Origin of the sequence: Allobosea sp. TWI1241 (assembly GCF_039673065.1) — a bacterium.
Taxonomy (GTDB): Bacteria; Pseudomonadota; Alphaproteobacteria; order Rhizobiales; family Beijerinckiaceae; genus Allobosea.
The window spans coordinates 224,604-242,253 of record NZ_JBDJKW010000001.1 but is presented as its reverse complement, the minus strand read 5'-3'; the positions used below and the strand labels follow the sequence as shown (position 1 = coordinate 242,253).

Annotated in this window: 16 protein-coding genes; 8 read left to right on the top strand and 8 right to left on the bottom strand. The window is 69.1% G+C overall.

Annotated elements, in window-relative coordinates:
- Nucleotides 1-4 precede the first annotated feature (4 nt).
- Both puuE and uraH read right to left on the bottom strand, forming a co-directional pair.
- A complete protein-coding gene (puuE, locus tag ABE438_RS01185; protein WP_346500411.1) occupies nucleotides 5-1,435 on the bottom strand; it encodes an allantoinase PuuE in 1,431 nt (476 codons plus the stop codon).
- Between the two features lie 74 nt (nucleotides 1,436-1,509).
- Nucleotides 1,510-1,863 carry a hydroxyisourate hydrolase gene (gene uraH, locus ABE438_RS01180; protein ID WP_346500409.1) on the bottom strand — a complete coding sequence of 118 codons (354 nt, stop codon included), beginning with the start codon at nucleotides 1,861-1,863 and terminating at the stop codon, nucleotides 1,510-1,512.
- A gap of 149 nt (nucleotides 1,864-2,012) precedes the next feature.
- Here uraH and ABE438_RS01175 point away from each other — a divergent pair, with 149 nt between their 5' ends.
- Together ABE438_RS01175 and ABE438_RS01170 are read left to right on the top strand one after the other, a co-directional pair.
- On the top strand, nucleotides 2,013-3,281 hold the full coding sequence (locus tag ABE438_RS01175; RefSeq protein ID WP_346500408.1) for a urate hydroxylase PuuD: 1,269 nt from the start codon (nucleotides 2,013-2,015) through the stop codon (nucleotides 3,279-3,281).
- A 167-nt stretch (nucleotides 3,282-3,448) separates the two neighbouring features.
- Nucleotides 3,449-5,845, top strand: a complete 2,397-nt coding sequence (locus ABE438_RS01170) for a hypothetical protein (protein WP_346500406.1) — start codon at nucleotides 3,449-3,451, stop codon at nucleotides 5,843-5,845.
- Nucleotides 5,846-5,890: 45 nt separating this feature from the next.
- Here the strand turns inward: ABE438_RS01170 and ABE438_RS01165 are convergent, their stop codons facing one another.
- Nucleotides 5,891-6,949 carry an NAD(P)/FAD-dependent oxidoreductase gene (locus tag ABE438_RS01165; protein WP_346501019.1) on the bottom strand — a complete coding sequence of 353 codons (1,059 nt, stop codon included), beginning with the start codon at nucleotides 6,947-6,949 and terminating at the stop codon, nucleotides 5,891-5,893.
- A 39-nt stretch (nucleotides 6,950-6,988) separates the two neighbouring features.
- Nucleotides 6,989-7,423, bottom strand: a complete 435-nt coding sequence (locus ABE438_RS01160; RefSeq protein ID WP_346500404.1) for a GlcG/HbpS family heme-binding protein — start codon at nucleotides 7,421-7,423, stop codon at nucleotides 6,989-6,991.
- A 177-nt stretch (nucleotides 7,424-7,600) separates the two neighbouring features.
- Between ABE438_RS01160 and lysM the strand changes: the two genes are divergently transcribed.
- The 6 genes from lysM (at nucleotide 7,601) to ABE438_RS01130 (ending at nucleotide 13,515) form a co-directional block, all read left to right on the top strand.
- Nucleotides 7,601-8,044, top strand: coding sequence for a peptidoglycan-binding protein LysM (gene lysM, locus ABE438_RS01155; protein ID WP_346500402.1), 444 nt, complete (start codon nucleotides 7,601-7,603; stop codon nucleotides 8,042-8,044).
- A gap of 95 nt (nucleotides 8,045-8,139) precedes the next feature.
- Nucleotides 8,140-8,454, top strand: coding sequence for a rhodanese-like domain-containing protein (locus ABE438_RS01150; RefSeq protein ID WP_346500400.1), 315 nt, complete (start codon nucleotides 8,140-8,142; stop codon nucleotides 8,452-8,454).
- A 93-nt stretch (nucleotides 8,455-8,547) separates the two neighbouring features.
- Nucleotides 8,548-9,507 carry a YiiG family protein gene (locus ABE438_RS01145; RefSeq protein ID WP_346500399.1) on the top strand — a complete coding sequence of 320 codons (960 nt, stop codon included), beginning with the start codon at nucleotides 8,548-8,550 and terminating at the stop codon, nucleotides 9,505-9,507.
- 116 nt (nucleotides 9,508-9,623) lie between these two features.
- Complete coding sequence (locus ABE438_RS01140) at nucleotides 9,624-11,933, top strand: xanthine dehydrogenase family protein molybdopterin-binding subunit (RefSeq protein WP_346500397.1); 2,310 nt, start codon at nucleotides 9,624-9,626, stop codon at nucleotides 11,931-11,933.
- Nucleotides 11,934-12,067: 134 nt separating this feature from the next.
- Entirely contained in the window at nucleotides 12,068-12,499 is a 432-nt protein-coding gene (locus ABE438_RS01135; protein WP_346500395.1) for a c-type cytochrome, read from the top strand.
- Nucleotides 12,500-12,582: 83 nt separating this feature from the next.
- Complete coding sequence (locus ABE438_RS01130) at nucleotides 12,583-13,515, top strand: cytochrome c (protein ID WP_346500393.1); 933 nt, start codon at nucleotides 12,583-12,585, stop codon at nucleotides 13,513-13,515.
- Nucleotides 13,516-13,543: 28 nt separating this feature from the next.
- Here the strand turns inward: ABE438_RS01130 and ABE438_RS01125 are convergent, their stop codons facing one another.
- The 4 genes from ABE438_RS01125 to ABE438_RS01110 all read right to left on the bottom strand — a co-directional run bounded on the left by ABE438_RS01125 (nucleotide 13,544) and on the right by ABE438_RS01110 (nucleotide 17,580).
- Nucleotides 13,544-14,866 (bottom strand): putative bifunctional diguanylate cyclase/phosphodiesterase, encoded by a 1,323-nt coding sequence (locus ABE438_RS01125; RefSeq protein ID WP_346500392.1) that lies wholly within the window; start codon nucleotides 14,864-14,866, stop codon nucleotides 13,544-13,546.
- A 144-nt stretch (nucleotides 14,867-15,010) separates the two neighbouring features.
- Nucleotides 15,011-15,631, bottom strand: a complete 621-nt coding sequence (locus ABE438_RS01120) for a helix-turn-helix domain-containing protein (protein ID WP_346500390.1) — start codon at nucleotides 15,629-15,631, stop codon at nucleotides 15,011-15,013.
- 106 nt (nucleotides 15,632-15,737) lie between these two features.
- Entirely contained in the window at nucleotides 15,738-16,667 is a 930-nt protein-coding gene (locus tag ABE438_RS01115; RefSeq protein ID WP_346500388.1) for a DMT family transporter, read from the bottom strand.
- Between the two features lie 133 nt (nucleotides 16,668-16,800).
- Nucleotides 16,801-17,580, bottom strand: coding sequence for an SDR family oxidoreductase (locus ABE438_RS01110; RefSeq protein WP_346500386.1), 780 nt, complete (start codon nucleotides 17,578-17,580; stop codon nucleotides 16,801-16,803).
- Nucleotides 17,581-17,650: the final 70 nt, after the last annotated feature.

Here is a 17,650-nt window from a genome sequence, read left to right as displayed (position 1 = left end):
TCTTTCATGTCCTGGCTGCCGGCAGCAGGTCGCCGAGGCGAAGCCGGGCGATGGTCTCGACCTGGGCGAGGGCGGTGGCGAATTCCTGCTCGGGCGTGCTGGTCAGGCGCGTCTCGAAGGAGGCCAGGATCGCAGATTTGTCGAGGCCCTTCACGGCGAGAATGAAGGGGATGCCGAAGCGGGCCTTGTAGGCCTCGTTCAGCGCGGTGAAGCGGGCGCGCTCGTCGCTGGTCAATCGGTCGAGACCGGCCGAGCCCTGCTCGCCGGCGGATTCCGGCGTCAGCTCGCCGGCGGCCGCGATCTTGCCTGCGAGGTCGGGATGGGCGTGCAGCAGCGCCCTGTGCCGCTCGGCCCCGCCGGCGCGCATCACCGCGACCATGGCGGCGTGCAGCCCGTCGGCATCGTCATGGCCGGGCCCGAGGCCCTGCGCGTGGACGGCTTCGGCGATCCAGGGCGAGTGCTCGAAGATGCGGCCGAAGACTTCGACGAAGAGGGCGCGCGGCATGGCGGAGGGACGATAGCCGCCGGCCGGCGGGTGATGGCGGACCCAGTGGCGGGCGATGTCGAGCCGGGTCGCGACCCAGACCCGCTCATGGCCCTGCACATAGTCGAGGAAGCGGGCGAGCGCGGCGGCGCGGCCGGGGCGCCCGGCCAGGCGGCAGTGCAGGCCGATCGAGAGCATCTTCGGCGCGGTCTCGCCTTCGGCGTAGAGCACGTCGAAGGAATCCTTCAGATAGGCGAAGAACTGCTCGCCACTGTTGAAGCCCTGCGGCGTGGCGAAGCGCATATCGTTGGCGTCGAGCGTGTAGGGCACGCAGAGCTGCGGCCCGAGCGGGCCGGAGAGCCAGTAGGGCAGCTCGTCGGCATAGCTGTCGGCGGTGTAGAGGAAGCCGCCTTCCGCCATCATCAGCGGCGTCGTGTTCTGCGAGCTGCGGCCCTGATAGAAGCCGAGCGGCCGCTCGCCGGTGATCTCCTGCTGCAGCCGCACCGCCTCGGCGATATCGGCGCGCTCGGTCGCTGCCGGCACGTCGCGGTAGTCGATCCATTTCAGCCCGTGGCTGGCGATCTCCCAGCCGGCTTCGCGCATCGAGCCGGCGATCTCCGGATAGCGCGCCAGCGCGGAGGCGACCGCGAAGACCGTGACCGGCAGGCGCCGCTCGGTGAACATCCGCCACAGGCGCCAGTAGCCGGCGCGCGAGCCGAACTCGTAGATCGACTCCATGTTCATGTGGCGCTGGCCGGGCCAGGGTGCGGCGCCGACGATCTCGGAGAGGAAGGCCTCGGAGGCGGCGTCCCCGTGCAGGATGCAGTTCTCGCCGCCTTCCTCGTAGTTCACCACGAACTGCACGGCGATGCGGGCCTCGCCGGGCCAGCGCGGATGCGGCGGGGTGCGGCCATATCCGACCAGGTCGCGCGGGTAGGGGGCGTCCTTCATAGACTGATTCAAGTCCTTGCCACGACGAGTCTGGAACCGTCCCGAACCCGTTGGAAACGGATTCGATTCCCGTTTCAACTGCCGCGATAGGTGGCGTAGCTCCAGGGCGAGACCAGCAGCGGCACATGATAGTCGCCCTGCGGATCGGCGATGCCGAAACGCACCGGCACGAGGTCGAGGAAGGCGGGCTCAGGCAGGGCGGCGTCGAGGCCGCGGAAATAGGCGCCGACCGCGAAGCCGAGCTCGTAGACGCCGGTGACCAGCGTGCCGCTCATCAGCGGCGCGTCGGTGCGGCCGTCGGCGTTGGTGATGGTCTGGACGACGCGGTTGCGGGCGCCGTCGGGGGCGATCCAGTCGAGCGTGATGGCCATGCCGGCGGCGGGGCGCCCGTTCATGGTGTCGAGGACATGGGTCGAAAGACGCGGCATCGGGCACCTCGTGACGATGGCGCGATTATGCAGCCAGGGCACGGGGCGGCAAGCGCGGGCGCCCCGCGAAGGTTCCGTTTGCACGGGCCGGCGGGACGGGGTTTCCTGTCGGCCGGGAGGCGCCGCGGCGCCGCAGCGGAAACCGGACGATGCTCGACGCCTATCTGGTGGAATGGGGAAGCCAGCTCCTGCGCTGGCTGCACGTGATCGCCGCCATCGCCTGGATCGGCTCGTCCTTCTTCTTCATCCATCTCGACGCCTCGCTGAAGGCCGCCCCGGACGCCCCCCTCAACGAGGCCGGGAAGCCGACCCAGTTCATCGCCTGGCAGGTGCATGGCGGCGGCTTCTACGCGATGCGCAAATATCTGGTGGCGCCCGAGACGCTGCCGGCCGAGCTGACCTGGCACAAATGGCAGGCCTACTGGACCTGGATCTCGGGGTTCTTCCTGCTGGTCTGGGTCTATTACGCCCAGTCGGAGCTCTATCTGATCGACCCGGCGGTGATGGCGCTCTCGCCGCTGGCGGCGGGCGCGATCGGCATTGCGGCCCTGGCCGGCGGCTGGCTGTTCTACGACCTGCTCTGCCGTTCGCCGCTGGGGCGCAACGACGTCGTGCTCGGCCTGCTCGGCTTCGGCTACGTGGTCGCGGCCAGCTACGCCTTCGCCAGCGTGTTCTCCGGTCGCGGCGCGCTGATCCATACCGGCGCGCTGATGGCGACGATCATGTCGGCCAACGTCTTCTTCGTGATCATGCCGAACCAGCGGCGCACCATCGCGGCGATGATGGCGGGCGAGAAGCCCGATCCCGCGCTCGGCAAGCAGGCCAAGCAGCGCTCGCTGCACAACAACTACATCACCCTGCCGGTGCTGTTCCTGATGCTGGCGAACCACTACCCGGTGACCTACGCCAATTCGACGGTGATCCCGCTGCTGGTGGCGCTGATCATCGTGGCCGGCGCGCTGATCCGGCACTTCTACAATGTCCGCCATGCCGACCATGCCCGCTCGCCCTGGTGGACCTGGGCCGTGGCGGCGCTGGCGCTCTGGCTGGCCTTCTGGGTGGCGATGGCGTCCTCGCCCGGCGGGCGCGAGCGGCTGGGGCTGGCGCCGCTGCCGGAGACGAAGCCGATCGCGCTGGCCGGGCTGGTGCCGGCGCCGCCCGAGGTCGAGACCATCGTCACCGGCCGCTGCGCCATGTGCCATGCGCCCGAGCCGGTGTGGCCGGGCATCCAGATCGCGCCGAAGGGCGTCTTCCTGCACGATCCGGTCGCGATCGCGCGGCAGCGGCGCGCCATCGCGGTGCAGGCGGTGCTGACCCACGCCATGCCGCCGGCCAACCTGTCGGGCATGACGGAGGCCGAGCGGCGCGTGCTCGCCGCCTGGGTAGCGCAGCCGCGCGAGAGCATCACGAAACGGTGATTTCGTTCAGCCACGGTTCAACTGCGCCGATGCAGTGTCCGCTCCGGATCACACCCATCATGTGACCGGCGGCGCGGGGGGCGCCGGCCATCTCCAGCGACCGGGGGCTCGTTTTGCGTGCCGTATTGAGGACGGGCTCCGGCTATGTGCCGGCGGCTGTGCTGTTCGTGTGTGCCTGGGTCGTGCTGAGCTGGCCGTGGCTGTCCGGATCGGTGACGATCCCCTTCGATGCCAAGGCCCATTTCCAGGCCCAGATTCAGTTCCTGGCGCAGGCGCTGCATTCCGGCCAGTCGCCGTTCTGGACGCACAACGTCTTCGGCGGCTCGCCGCAGGTGGCCGATCCGCAATCGCTGATCTTCTCGCCGGCGATCCTGCTGGCGCTGATCTCGCCCTCGCCGAGCTTCCGCGAGGTCGACGTCTACGTGCTGCTGCACCTGCTCGGCGGCGGGCTCGGCGTGCTGATGTTCGCGCGCCAGCGCGGCTGGCATCCTGCCGCCGGCCTGCTCGCGGCGCTGGTCTTCGCCTTCGGCGCCTCGGCTGCCTGGCGCGTCCAGCATGTCGGGCAGATCGCCAGCTTCGGCTTCTTCGGCCTGTCGCTCTGGCTGACCGCGCGCATGCTCGACCGCGGTACGATCGGAGCCGGCATTCTGGCCGGCCTCGCCGCCGGCTTCATGGTGCTCGAGCCCGACCAGGTCGCGCTGCTGGCGGCCTATGTGCTGGTCGGCATGGTGGTGGCGCACTGGCTGTCTGGCGGCATGGCCAGCCTGCGCGCCAGCGTGAAGCCGATCGCCGCCGCCTCCATCGCCGGGCTGGCGGTGATCGCGCTGCCGCTGCTGTGGACCTGGCTCTTCGCCGAGGCCTCGACGCGGCCGGCGGTCGATATCGTCGAGGCCGGGCGCGGCTCGCTGCATCCGCTCTCGCTGATCACGGCCTTCGTCGCCGACCTCTTCGGCGCCCGCGACCCCAAGGTCGATTTCTGGGGGCCCTACAGCCCGGCCTGGCATGCCGGCGAGCTCTACCTCTCGCAGAATATGGGGCAGGTCTATGCCGGGGCGCTGCCCTTCCTGCTGCTGATCGCGCCTGGCCTGAGCCGCGGCTGGCTCTGGGACCGCGCCATCCGGCCGTTCAGCATCATGCTGCTGCTGATGGTGCTGTTCGCGCTCGGCCGCTACACGCCGTTCTTCCACTTCGCCTACGAGTTCCTGCCCGGCATCAAGGCCTTCCGCCGCCCGGCCGACGCGACCTTCCTGATCGGCGGGCTCGGCGCGATCGTCTCCGGCTACCTGCTGCACCGCCTGCTGAGCGAGGAGAAGCCGGTCGCGATCCTGCGCGAGGTCGCCGTCGCGCTGGCCGCGGCGCTGCTCATCGCCGGCCTGTCGCTGCTGATGGCCAGCCAGCGCGGGCATTTCGCCGACGCGCTGGTGCCGAGCCTCTCGGCCGTCGGCTGGGCGGTCGCCTCGCTCGCGGTGCTGGCGGTGATCGCCCGTCGCCGCGGCCTCGCCGCGCCGCTGCTGGCGAGCCTGCTGGTCTGCGGCCTCGTCGGCGCCGATCTCGCGGTCAACAATGGCCCGAACGAGTCGACGGCGCTGGCGCCCGAGCTCTACGACGTGCTGCGCCCCGAGACCCGCAACGAGACGGTGGCCCTGCTCAAGACGCTGACGGCGCAGCCCGCCGGCTCGCCGCGGCGCGACCGGATCGAACTGCTCGGCATGGGCTTCGAATGGCCGAATGCCGGGCTGGTGCACGGTTTCGACCATACGCTCGGCTACAATCCGCTCAGGCTCGCCGAGTTCTCGGCCGCCGTTGGCACGCGCGATTCGATCGCGGCGCCGGAGGAGCGGGTGTTCACGCCGCTCTTTCCCTCCTACCATTGCCGCCTCGCCGACCTGCTCGGCCTGCGCTTCATCGCCTCGCGGGTGCCGATCGGCCAGGTCGATCGCGGGCTGCACGACGGCGACCTGCGCCTCGTTGCCCGCACGCGCGACGGCTATGTCTACGAGAACCCGCGGGCGCTGCCGCGCGCCATGTTCGTCTCGGGCTGGCAGATGGCCGATTTCGACGCGATGACCACGACGGGCCAGTGGCCGGAGAGCGATCCCCGCCAGGTGGTGCTGCTCGAGAGCGAGCCGCCGATGGCCTCGCCCCAGGGCGCCGGGCCGGGCCGCGGCGAGGTGCGGCTGACGCGCTACCGCAACACGCAGATCGAGATCGACGTCAGCGCCGACCGGGCCGGCTTCGTGCTGCTCAACGACATCTGGCATCCGTGGTGGCGGGCCGAGGTCGACGGCGTCCCGGCCGAGATCCTGAAGGCCAATGTGCTGTTCCGCGCCGTGCAGGTGCCGGCGGGCACGCACAAGGTCCGCTTCAGCTTCCACCCGGTCGAGGGGGCGATCGCCGAGCTGCGCGAGCGGGTCGAGGAGAAACTCGAGCCGCAGAGCGAGGTCGCGACGGCGCCGGGCCGCGGGCCCTCCGGCTCGCCGGCGACGCGCCTCGGCCTGGAGCCGCCGGAGCCGCGCCAGCTGCCGGTCGAGGATCAGCGCGCCGCCTCGCCGCGCTTCCAGTGAACGATCGCCGGTGCCTGCTGGCACCGCGCGTCACACGACTGGGGATCAGGCTGAGCCGAGCTTCGCCTGGATCACCGTGGACGAGGTCGAGTGCTGGAAGGTCAGCCGCTTGTCCGGATGGACGTAGCGGTGGATGCGATGGGCCGCCAGCGCCGCCTCGTGAAAGCCCGACAGGATCAGCTTGAGCTTGCCGGGATAGGTGTTGATGTCGCCGATGGCGAAGATGCCCGGCACGCTGCTCTCGAAGGCCGAGGTCTCCACCGCGATCTGGTTCTCGGTCAGGCCGATGCCCCAGTCTGCCAGCGGGCCGAGCTTCTTGGTCAGGCCGAAGAAGGGCAGCATCGTATCGCAGGCGATGGTGAAGCCGCCGCCGCGATCGTCGCGACAGATCACGGCCGAGAGCCGGCTGCCGTCGCCTTCGAGCCCGGTCACCTGGCCAATGCGCAGGTCGATGGCGCCCGATGCCACCAGCGCGCGCATCTGGTCGACCGAATGCGGCGCGGCGCGGAAATCGTCGCGACGATGCATTAGCGTCACCCGTTTCGCCACCGGCTGCAGAGCCAGCGTCCAGTCCAGCGCCGAATCGCCGCCGCCGACGATCAGGATCTCGCGGTCGCGGAAGGCCTCGATCCGGCGCACCGCGTAGAGGACGCTCTCGCCCTCATAGCTCTCGATGCCGGGGATGGGCGGGCGCTTGGGCTGGAAGGAGCCGCCGCCGGCGGCGATCAGTACCGCCTTGGCGATAAAGCGCGTGCCGGTGTCGGTGCGCAGCGCGAAGCGCGGCGCCTCCGGCGTGCCGACCGCGTCCAGTCTCTCGACCATCTGGCCGAGATGGAAGGCGGCCTCGAAGGGCGCGATCTGCCGCGCGAGATTGTCGATCAGCGCCTGGCCCGTGACCGCGGCGAAGCCGGGAATGTCGTAGATCGGCTTCTCGGGATAGAGCTCGACGCATTGCCCGCCGATGCGCGGCAGGATGTCGACGACATGCGCGCGGATGTCGAGCATGCCGAGCTGGAAAACGGCGAAGAGGCCGCAGGGCCCGGCGCCGACGATCACCACGTCGGTTTCGATGGGGGCGCCGTCGTGGCTGGCGTCCGGATTCATGGCTGTCATGGTCGGCTCTTCGTTCTCGGCGTCGCGCGCTCAGGCGCCGGTCTCGGCCGCGAGGCCGGCAGCCTTGATGCCGGCCAGCGCCGCCGCCTCGTCATTGTCAGAGGTGTCGCCGGAGATGCCGATGGCGCCGAGCAGCGTGCCCTCGGCGTCGCGAATCAGGGCGCCTCCGGGCACCGGGACGAGCGGGCCGCCGATGGCGAGCGCTGCGCCGTTGATAAAATGAGGGCGCTCGATCGCCATCTTGTTGAGGGCGCGCGGGCCGACGCCGAGTGCCACCGCGCCGTTGGCCTTGCCGAGCGCGATCTCGCCGCGCTTCAGGCTGGTGCCGTCTTGCGCGATTGCCAGTTTGCAGACGCCGCTGGCGTCGAGGATGCAGATCGCCAGCGGTTTCAGGCCGTTACCGCGGGCGTGGTCGAGCGCGGCGTCGGCGATGGTGCGGGCCTGGTCGAGGGTGAGGGCGGTCATCGGGCGGCCTTTCGCGAGGGGCGCCGGTGCGCCCGCCTTATGTCTGCGCCGCTTTTGCCAGTCTTGGAGGCGGGGGGGAAGTCGCGAGACGCGCCCGCGACGGCGGTCACGCATGCGTCTTGAACTTGCCATGCCGAAAGGGCTTGATGCTCATCCTGCAATCTGGAGGTGCACCACATGGGTCTGTTCAGTTTCATCAAGGATGCCGGCGCCAAGATCTTCGGCTCCAGCGCGGCCAAGGCGGCCAGCGCCGATGAGTTGCAGAAGGAGCTCGCCAGCCACGGCCTGCCGGCCGACGTGAAGATCGACGTGGTCGACGGCAAGGTGAAGGTGTCCGGCTCGGCCGCCTCGACCGAGGAAGCCGAGAAGATCATCCTCGCGCTCGGCAACACGGCCGGCGTCAGCGAGGTCGAGTCCGAGCTGAAGGTCGCCAACGCCGCCACCGACGCCGTGTTCTACACGGTGCAGAAGGGCGACACGCTCTGGAAGATCGCCGAGGCGCATTACGGCAAGGGCAACGGCGCCAAATACACCGAGATCGTCAAGGCCAACACGCCGCCGGTGAAGAACCCCGACCTGATCCAGCCGGGCTGGGTACTGCGCATTCCGCCGCAGGGCTGAGCGCGGCCATCTCGACGCGACGATCGCGGCGCGGTAGGCAAGGGCCTTCCGCGCCGCCGTCATTCAGGCGCCGCGCCAGCCGGATGTAAGCCAGCATGATCGTGAACGCGCTCGACATCGACGAGGTCAAGGCGAGGCTCGCCGACGGCAGCATCCTGATCGTCGACGTGCGCGAGCCACACGAGTTCATGGCCGGCCACATCCCCGGTTCAGTGTCGCTGCCGCTCTCGCAGTTCGATCCCGCCGACCTGCCGTCCGTGCCGGGCAAGACGCTCGTCCTGTCCTGTGGCTCCGGCGTGCGCTCGCTGCACGCCATGGCCTATGCGCAGTCCGCCGGGCTCGACGTCGACACCCATTACGCCGGCGGCTTCCGCGACTGGGTTGCCCATGGGGAAGCGGTCGCGCGCTGAGCGCCGCCGCCACGGCGACGGTTGCCGCGCCCGTCCGAAGCACCGATAAGCAGGCGCGGCCCGCTCTGGCCGTGGTCGAACCAAGGTGTCCTGATGAAGGCTTCCCGCTTCCTCCGTCTGTCCGTGGCCGCTCTGCTGTGCACCGGGTCCGTCTCGCCGCCGGTGTTCGCGCAAGGCGCGCCGCAGGCCGCGAAGAAGGTTGTCGCGCAGGATGCGGACCTGCAGGCCGCGATCGCCAAGGCCAACGCCTACACCTCGCTGGCCAACCGCACGCTGCGTGCCATCGATTCCTGGAACCGCTACACCAGCTGGGTGGACCTCAAGCGCGGCCCGACCGGCAAGGAGCGCTACATCACCTATGGGCTCTACAGCCTGTACGATGTGAAGACGGAGATCGAGAAGGCGCAGGCCGCGGCCGGGGCGCAGCCCTCCCAGCCGGCGCTGGACGAAGCCGCCAAGCGCTATATCGCGGCCTATGAGGAGCTCGCTCCGCTGATCACCCGCGCCTATCGCTATTACGACCGCAAGGACTATCGCGACGACGGCGCCGCCGAGGGCCGCGCCCTGCACGAGAAGCTCGTGCCGGCCGCCGAGGCCTTCCTGCGCGAGCGGGCCCAGTTCGACATGCACCTCAACGCCTTCAAGAAGGAGGTCGACGGGCGCGAACTGGCGGCGATCGAGGCGGCGGAAGGTCGTTCGGCCCGCTGGCAGATCCGCAACATCATGATCAACGCCCGCGCGGTGATGGACCTGATGCCGACCAACGACCATCCCGTCGTCGATCTCAAGGCCTTCGACGTGGCGCTGGCAGGCTATGCCGGGGCGGTCCGCGAGATGGACGAATTCAAGGACCGCAACAACGGTTCCGGCGTGCCGATGATCGAGAGCTCGGCCGGCTCCTGGCTCGGCAGCCTGCGCGACTTCCGCGAGAAGCTCGGCAAGACCAAGGGCGACGTCCGCCGCGGCGGCGCGGCCAGCGACGCCAACCGGCTGGTCTCCAGCTACAACATGATGGTCAGCATGGCCGACAGCGCCCAGCGCGTCATTCGCTGAGCGCCGGCCCGCGCGGCCTTTTTATCGAGGCGCCGGCTTGGTCAGCCTTTGACCGGGCCGGCGCCTCGCCTATGCTGCGGCACTTTTTCTTCAGACTGATCCGAAGGAAACTGCCGATGCGTCCGATGAAGTTCGGAATGGGCCAGCCGGTGCGGCGGGTCGAAGACCAGCGCCTGACCACCGGGGCGGGCCGTTACACCGACGATATCGCGGTCGAGGGCGCGCTCCACGCCTATGTGCTGCGCTCGCCCCATGCCCATGCCAAGTTCCGGATCGTCGACAAGGAGGCCGCCCGCAAGCGCAAGGGCGTGCGCCTGATCCTGACGGGCGAGGACATCGCCCATCTCGGCGACATTCCCTGCAAGGGCCTGATCAAGACAGCCTCGGGCGAGCCGGTGACGTCGCTGCCCGTGCCGGTGCTGCCGACCGATACGGTGCGCCATGTCGGCGAGGCCATCGCCTTCGTGGTGGCCGATACGCTGCTCCAGGCCCGCGACGCCGCCGAGGCGATCGAGATCGAGTTCGAGACCCTGCCGGCGATCACGGGCATCGCCGAGGCGCTGGCCGAGGGCGCGCCGCAGGTCTGGCCCGACCGCGGCGGCAACATCGCCTTCGAGGCCGAGCAGGGCGACCGCGCCAAGACCGAGGCCGCCTTCGCCAAGGCCGACCGCATGGTCTCGATCACCATCGTCAACAACCGTCTCGCCTCCAACTACATGGAGACGCGCGCCTGCATCGCCGACTACGACAAGGCGGCCAAGCGCTGGACGCTGACGCTCGGCAGCCAGGGCAGCCATGGCACGCGCGACATCCTCGCCAAGAACATCCTCAAGGTCGACCCGGCCCGCATCCGGGTGATCACGCCCGATGTCGGCGGCGGCTTCGGCACCAAGATCTTCATGTACCGCGAATATCCGCTCGCCATGGTGGCGGCGGAAAAGCTCAAGCGCCCGGTGCGCTGGGTCGCGGACCGCACCGAGCACTTCCTCGCAGACACCCATGGCCGCGCCAACCTGACGACTGCGACCATGGCGCTCGACAAGCGCGGCCGGTTCATCGGCCTCAAGGTCGACCTCGCCGCCGAGATGGGCGCCTATCTCTCGCAATACGGGCCCTTCATCCCCTGGGTCGGCACCACGATGACGCCGGGCTGCTACAATATCCCGGCGGTGCATGTGCAGATCCGCGGCGTGCTGACCCACACCATGCCGGTCGACGCCTATCGCGGCGCGGGCCGGCCCGAGGCGGCCTATCTCATCGAGCGGCTGGTCGACGCGATCGCGCGCGAGACCGGCAAGAGCCCCGATGCGGTGAGGGCGCTGAACTTCGTGAAGCCCGGCGAGATGCCGCATGTGACGCAGACCGGGCCGGTCTACGATTCGGGCGAGTTCGAGGGCCATATGCGCCGCGCCATGGAAGTGGCCGACTGGCAGGGCTTCCGCGACCGCATCAAGCTCTCGCGCAAGGCCGGCAAGCTGCGGGGCATCGGCATGTCCTGCTATATCGAGGCCTGCGGCGGCGGCGGCCCCGAGAGCGCGACTGTGATGCTGGAGAAGGACGGCACGGTCACCGTGCTGATCGGCACCCAGTCGAACGGGCAGGGCCACGAGACCGCCTATTCGCAGCTGGTCTCGCAGCATCTCGACATCCCGATGGACCGCATCCGCGTCGTGCAGGGCGATACCGACCTGATCGCGACCGGCTCGGGCACGGGCGGCTCGCGCTCGATTCCCGTCGGCGGCGCGGCGCTCGACGCGGCGACCGGCATCCTGGCGGGCAATCTCAAGCAGCTCGCCTCCGACGCGCTGGAAGCCAGCACCGGCGATCTCGAGATCGTCGACGGCGCCGTGCGCATCGTCGGCACCGATCGCAGCATCGACCTGAAGGCGCTGGCGGCCCTGCCGGGCGCCGGTGCCGAGCAATTGCGCGTCCACCAGAGCTGGCAACCGCCGGAGGCGACCTATCCGAACGGCACGCATGTGGTCGAGATCGAGGTCGATCCGCAGACCGGCGGCACCGAGATCCTCAACTATGTCGTGGTCGACGATTTCGGCGTGACGCTGAACCCGATCATGCTGCAGGGCCAGGTGCATGGCGGCGCGGCGCAGGGCATCGGCCAGGCGCTGATGGAGGAGATCCGCTTCGACGACAGCGGCCAGATGCTGACCGCCACCTTCATGGACTATGCGCTGCCGCGGGCGATCGACATCCCGAACTTCCGGTTCGAGACGCGCAACGTGCCCTGCGTCACCAATGCGCTGGGGGTGAAGGGCGCGGGCGAGGCCGGCGCCATCGGTGCCTGCCCGGCGGTGATGAACGCGATGGTCGACGCGCTGAACCGCGCGGCCGGCATCACCGCGATCGACATGCCGGCGACGCCGGTCAAGGTGTTCCGCGCCCTGCGGGAGGCCGGCTATCACGGCTGAGCGTTGCGGCGTCCCGCAAGGGGCGCCCGCCGCTCACGCGAATGCGACTTGGAGCCGTCATCGTCATCGGCTTGATTGGAGATATTCCAAACGGGGCCGATTCCGGCCTCGGCCTGTGTAAGGGATATCGACGCATGATCCGCACCGTCCTCGTTGCAGCCGGCCTGGCCGTCGGAATGACCGCCGTTCTCGCGCAGGCCGACCCGATCGCGGCCCGGCGCGACGCCATGAAGGCCGTCGGTGCTGCGACCCGCGATGGCGCGGCCATCGCCAAGGAGCAGACGCCCTTCGACGCGGCCAAGGCGCAGGCGATCTTCAAGGTCTATGCCGACGCCGCCAAGGCGATGCCGGAGTTCTATCCGGAGACCGCGAAGATGGGCGGCGAGACCACTGCCTCCCCGAAGATCTGGGAAGACAAGGCCGGCTTCCAGGCGGCGTTCGCCCGCCTCGGCGAGGCCGCGGCCAAGGGCGCGGCTGTGACCGACCTCGCCTCCTTCCGCACCGCTTTCGGCGAGGCGACCAAGAATTGCAGCAGCTGCCACGAGACCTATCGGATCAAGCGCTGAGACGAACGAGCCCCGGCGCGGGCGGGTGAACCGGACCGCGCCGGGTGCGTAGACGACGAAGACCGACTGAAGACGGGGACGGGATGCGCCGCCTGCTGATCACGCTGCTGCTGTTCATCGCGCTGGGGCTGGCCGGCTTCTTCGTCCTGACCGATCCGCGCGTGGTCTCGCCCGGCCCGGAGATCGGCACCCTGCCGCCGCCGAACCTGGAGAACGGCCGCGTGCTGTTCGCCGCCGGAGGCTGCGCCTCCTGCCATGCGACGCCGGGGCAGGACGACAAGACCCGCCTCGGCGGCGGGCTGGTGCTGGACTCGCCCTTCGGCAAGTTCCACGTGCCCAACATCTCGCCGCATACGCGCGACGGCATCGGCAACTGGGGCACGGCGGACTTCATCCGGGCGATGGCCGCAGGCGTCTCGCCCGGCGGCCATCACTACTACCCGTCCTTCCCCTACACCTCCTACCGGCTGATGCCGCCGCAGGCGCTGAACGACCTGCTGGCCTATATGCGTACGCTGCCGGCGGTGGAGGGCAGGGCGCCGGCGCACGAGCTGGCCTTTCCCTTCGACATCCGGCGCATCGTCGGCGGCTGGAAGCTGATGTTCTTCGACGGCTCGCCCTTCCGGCCGGATCCGGCGAAGAGCGAGAGCTGGAATCGCGGCGCCTATCTGGTCAACGGCCCCGGGCATTGCGCCGAATGCCACTCGGCCCGCAACAGCCTGGGCGCGATCGTGCCGGCGACCCGCCTGGCCGGCGGCCCCGATCCCGAGGGCAAGGGCTGGGTGCCGAACATCACGCAGCATGAGAGCGGGCTGGGCAAATGGTCGGTCGAGGAGATCGCCGAGCTGCTCAAGAGCGGCTTCACCCCGTCCTTCGACAGCGTCGGCGGATCGATGGCGGTGGTGATCCGCAACACCGCGCAGCTGTCCGATGCCGACCGGCTGGCGATGGCCGAGTATCTCAAGTCGCTGCCGGCGGTGCAGGGCCCGGCGAGGCCGCAGGCCAATCCGGGCTGAGGCCGCCGGCGCGTGACGCAACCCGCGATCAGGCCTCCTGCCGGCTCTGCCGCGCGAACCCCTCGAAGGCTTCGAGCGGCAGGGGCCTGGAGAACAGAAAGCCCTGGAAGGTCGCGCAGCCATAGGCCTGCATCATCGCGAGCTGTTCCGGCGTCTCGATGCCCTCGGCCAGGATTTCGAGATCGAGGTCCTGGCCCATCTGCACGATGTTGCGCGTCACGGCCGCGACGCGCGGATTGTCGGTGATGCCGCGCACGAAGCTGCGGTCGATCTTGAGCTGTGCCAGCGGCAATTGCCGTAGATAGCTCAGCGAGGAGTAGCCGGTGCCGAAATCGTCCAGCGCGATCGCGAAGCCGGCCTCGCTCAGCGCCTTCATCTTGCGGATGACGGCGTCGATGTCCGCGACGAAGACGCTTTCGGTCAATTCCAGCTTCAGCATGGCGGGGCGGACGCCGTAATTGCGCACGGTCGCCCGGACCTGGTCGGCGAAATCCGGCATCAGGAACTGCGCGGCGGAGACGTTGATGGCCAGCACCACCTCGCGCATCTCCGGCTTGTCGCGCCAGGCCGAGAGCGTGCGGCAGGCCTCCTGCATCACCCAGTTGCCGAGACGGGGCATGAAGCCACTGGCCTCGGCCATCGGAATGAATTCGGCCGGCGGGATTTGGCCGCGCTTCGGATGATTCCAGCGCAGCAGCGCCTCGGCGCCGACGAGCCTACCCTGCGCGTCGACCTGCGGCTGATAGAACAGCGCGAACTGGTCGCCCCACAGCGCTGCGCCCAGTTCGCGCGAGGCCTGTGTCTTGGTGAACTCGGCGCTCATCGCGAGGATGCCGCCGCAGAGCAGGGATGCTACGAGCAGCGCGTTGACCCAGGCCCTGGCCGCGTGCAGCTCGTCCTGGACCGGCTCGGGGAAGGGGTAGATCGGCGTGGTCGCCGCCAGGACGACGAAAGCGGCCATGCAGACAGCGATCAGCGCGCATTGAGACAGGGACGGCCCGCGCTGGAGGTTCATGTAGCCGACGAGCGCGATGACGAGGAGAAACAGGTGCGTCGTGCGCGGGACCGTCTCGGTCGGCGTGTCGAAGACGAGCGAGAACGCGATCACGAAGATCATGCAGGCGAGTTGCGTCAGCTGCAGGCCGAGCGAGAAATGGCCACGCCGCGCGATGAGCCAGCACGGCACGACCGAGAGGCCCAGCAGCGCCAGGCTCGCCGCCTGGTGCCAATGCTGGGTCGCGGCGAAGAGCGCGGCCCAGGTGAGGCCGATGGCGAGGCCGATGAGGGCGGATATCTTGCAGAGAAGCAGGAAGTGCTTCCCGTCATCGGTCTTGGAACGGGCGCGGTGCATGATCGGGCCGGCGGATCGGTGGTCGAGGGCCCATGCAGATGCGCGCAAGCCGATGCAGCCTTAAGGCCCGGCCCGTTTCGAAGCCGTCAATGATGAGACTGTTATTTTAGCGGGCGCGCGGTGATCGTCGGCAACCTCGCGGCGTCAGTCCATCACCGCCGCTTTGAGGATGCAGACCATCAAGGCGGTGCCGGGCTGGGTGCCGACGCAGCGCACGACATGCTGGCGGTCGCAGCGATAGCGCAGCGTCTCGCCGGCCTTGGCCCGCTGCACCGTACCGGCGACGTCGACCTCGAACTCGCCCGAGGTGACCGAGAGCGATTCGATCGAGCCGCGCTGATGGCCTTCGGAATCAAGCTCGCCGCCGGGTTCGGCGCTGACCTCGTACCATTGCAGCCATTCGACCGTCTTGATCCAGCCAATGATGGCGAGCTTGAGCTTACCGTCCTCAGAGACCAGGATCGGGGTGTCCGGCCGCGGAATCTTCTCGATGAAGGCCTCTTCCTCGTTGGAGGAAAGGACGCGCTCGATCGAGACGTCGAGCGCCTGCGACAGCCGCCAGATCGTGGCGAGCGTCGGATTGGTCTCGTTGCGCTCGATCTGGCTGATGATCGACTTGGCGACGCCGGACTGCTCGGCCAGCTCCGAGAGCGAGAGATTATAGGCCTTGCGCAGGCGCTGGATCGTCTTGCCGAGCTGGCCGGAAATCACCTGGGCACCGGATTCGATCTCTCGCCCGCCGCGTTCCTTGGTCTCGATACCCATTGCGTCCTGATCTGTCCCTACGGCCGTCCCGTTTGGGAAAGCGAACGTTCGTTTGTCCAAAAGGACTTTGCCCCGGATCGGACCGGGCGGCAAGCAACCCGTCGCGTCAGGTCGGGCGGGAGGGCGCGACCTCGCGCGTTTCGCGCTTGAGTAGGCCAAGCTGCTTCTCGCGCCAGATCACGTAGATGCCGGAGGCGACGACTATGGCGGAGCCGATGAGGACGGCGACCACCGGCCATTCGCCGAAGACGAACCAGCCGAGCGCCGTCGCCCAGATCATGGTGGAATACTCGAAGGGCGCGACCAGCGAGGCGTCGCCATAGCGATAGGCCTGGACCAGCAGGATCTGGCCCAGCCCGCCGAGGACGCCGATGGTGACGAGCATGAGGAAGTCGCGCGGGTCGGGCATCACCCAGCCCATGACGATGGTGAGCAGGCCGAGCAGCGAGGTCAGCGACATGAAGTAGAAGACGATGGCGCCGGTCTTCTCGGTGCGCGTCAGCATACGCACCTCAACCGAGGCGAAGGCCGAGCAGAAAGCCCCGCCCAGCGCCAGCATCGCGCCGAAGGCCGGACCGCTGGAGAAGCCCTGCGCCAGCGCGTCACCACGGAAATGCGGCGACAGCATCAGCAGCACGCCGATGAAGCCGACGCAGACGGCGGTCCAGCGATAGATGCGCACCCGCTCCTTCAAAATGAGCGCGGCCAGCACCACCAGGATCAGCGGCGCCGCATAGCCGATCGCGACCGCGTCCGTCAGCGGCAGCAGCATCAGCGCCGCGAAGCCGAGGAACATGCCGGTGGAGCCGATGACGCCGCGCTTCATGTGGCCGCGCAGATTGTTGGTCCGCAGCGCCTCGGGAAACTCGCTGCGCCAGGCCAGCCAGACGATCAGCGGCAGCAGCGCGAAGAAGGAGCGGAAGAAGACGATCTCGCCGATCGGATAGCTGCCCGCGAGCGATTTGATCCCCGCCGACATCAGCGTGAAGGACAAGGCCGAGAGCAGCTTGAGGCCGATGCCGAGGAGAGGAGACAAGGAGGGGGCCTGCGCGGGGACGGGCGTCTTATAGAAGACTCCTCCCACTTACCCCATTCGCGGCACCCCGACCAAGGGGCGGTGGCGCAGGGCCGACCGGCGGCAGGCGGGACGGCGGGCCAAACCATTGCGATCAGAAGTTGGCGCGGAAGGAGCCGCCGTCCATCAGGAAGTTCTGGCCGGTGATGTAGCCGGCGTGCTCGCTCGACAGGAAGGCGCAGAGCTTGCCGAACTCGTCGGGCTGGCCGAAGCGGCCGACCGGGATCTCGGCCATGCGCTGCTTCATCACCTCCTCCTCGGAGATGTTCTTCATCGCCGCGACCCGCTTTGTCGAGCTGGTCAGCCGGTCGGTCGCGAAGACGCCGGGCAGGATGTTGTTGATGGTGACATTGGCGTGCGCGACCTCGCGGGCGACGCCGGCGAGGAAGGCGGTCAGGCCGGCGCGTGCAGCCGAGGAGACGTCGAGCCCGGTCAGCGGGGTGAGCACGCTCGCCGAGGTGATGTTGACGATGCGGCCGAAGCGGCGCGCGATCATGCCGTCGACCACGCGCTGGACCAGCTCGAGCGGCGTGGCGAGGTTCTGCGAGACGCCTTCCAGCAGGCCCTCGCGCGAGACCTCGCGGAAGGGCTTGGGCGGCGGGCCGCCATTGTTGTTGACCAGGATGTCGGGGTTCGGGGCGGCGGCGAGCAGGGCGTCCTGGCCGGCGCGGGTCGAGACGTCGGCGACGACAGCGACGACGGTCGCCCCGGTGCTGGCGCGGATCTCGCTCGCGGTGGCTTCGAGCGTCTGCGCGTCGCGTCCGTTGACGACGACGGTGCAGCCCGCTTCGGCGAGGGCCTGTGCACAGGCGCGGCCGAGCCCCTTGCTGGAGGCGCAGACGATGGCCGTGCGGCCTGCGATACCAAGATCCATGTTCGTTCTCTCCCGGACGTGTCGTCGAAGCTGCCAGAGGCAGTGCATGGTTTGGCCGCCGCGTCATCAA

Coding starts and splice junctions, on each gene's coding strand:
- puuE (WP_346500411.1), bottom strand. CDS start 1,435: ATGAAGGACGCCCCCTACCCGCGCGACCTGGTCGGATATGGCCGCACC.
- uraH (WP_346500409.1), bottom strand. CDS start 1,863: ATGCCGCGTCTTTCGACCCATGTCCTCGACACCATGAACGGGCGCCCC.
- ABE438_RS01175 (WP_346500408.1), top strand. CDS start 2,013: ATGCTCGACGCCTATCTGGTGGAATGGGGAAGCCAGCTCCTGCGCTGG.
- ABE438_RS01165 (WP_346501019.1), bottom strand. CDS start 6,949: ATGAATCCGGACGCCAGCCACGACGGCGCCCCCATCGAAACCGACGTG.
- ABE438_RS01160 (WP_346500404.1), bottom strand. CDS start 7,423: ATGACCGCCCTCACCCTCGACCAGGCCCGCACCATCGCCGACGCCGCG.
- lysM (WP_346500402.1), top strand. CDS start 7,601: ATGGGTCTGTTCAGTTTCATCAAGGATGCCGGCGCCAAGATCTTCGGC.
- ABE438_RS01150 (WP_346500400.1), top strand. CDS start 8,140: ATGATCGTGAACGCGCTCGACATCGACGAGGTCAAGGCGAGGCTCGCC.
- ABE438_RS01145 (WP_346500399.1), top strand. CDS start 8,548: ATGAAGGCTTCCCGCTTCCTCCGTCTGTCCGTGGCCGCTCTGCTGTGC.
- ABE438_RS01140 (WP_346500397.1), top strand. CDS start 9,624: ATGCGTCCGATGAAGTTCGGAATGGGCCAGCCGGTGCGGCGGGTCGAA.
- ABE438_RS01135 (WP_346500395.1), top strand. CDS start 12,068: ATGATCCGCACCGTCCTCGTTGCAGCCGGCCTGGCCGTCGGAATGACC.
- ABE438_RS01130 (WP_346500393.1), top strand. CDS start 12,583: ATGCGCCGCCTGCTGATCACGCTGCTGCTGTTCATCGCGCTGGGGCTG.
- ABE438_RS01125 (WP_346500392.1), bottom strand. CDS start 14,866: ATGCACCGCGCCCGTTCCAAGACCGATGACGGGAAGCACTTCCTGCTT.
- ABE438_RS01120 (WP_346500390.1), bottom strand. CDS start 15,631: ATGGGTATCGAGACCAAGGAACGCGGCGGGCGAGAGATCGAATCCGGT.
- ABE438_RS01110 (WP_346500386.1), bottom strand. CDS start 17,580: ATGGATCTTGGTATCGCAGGCCGCACGGCCATCGTCTGCGCCTCCAGC.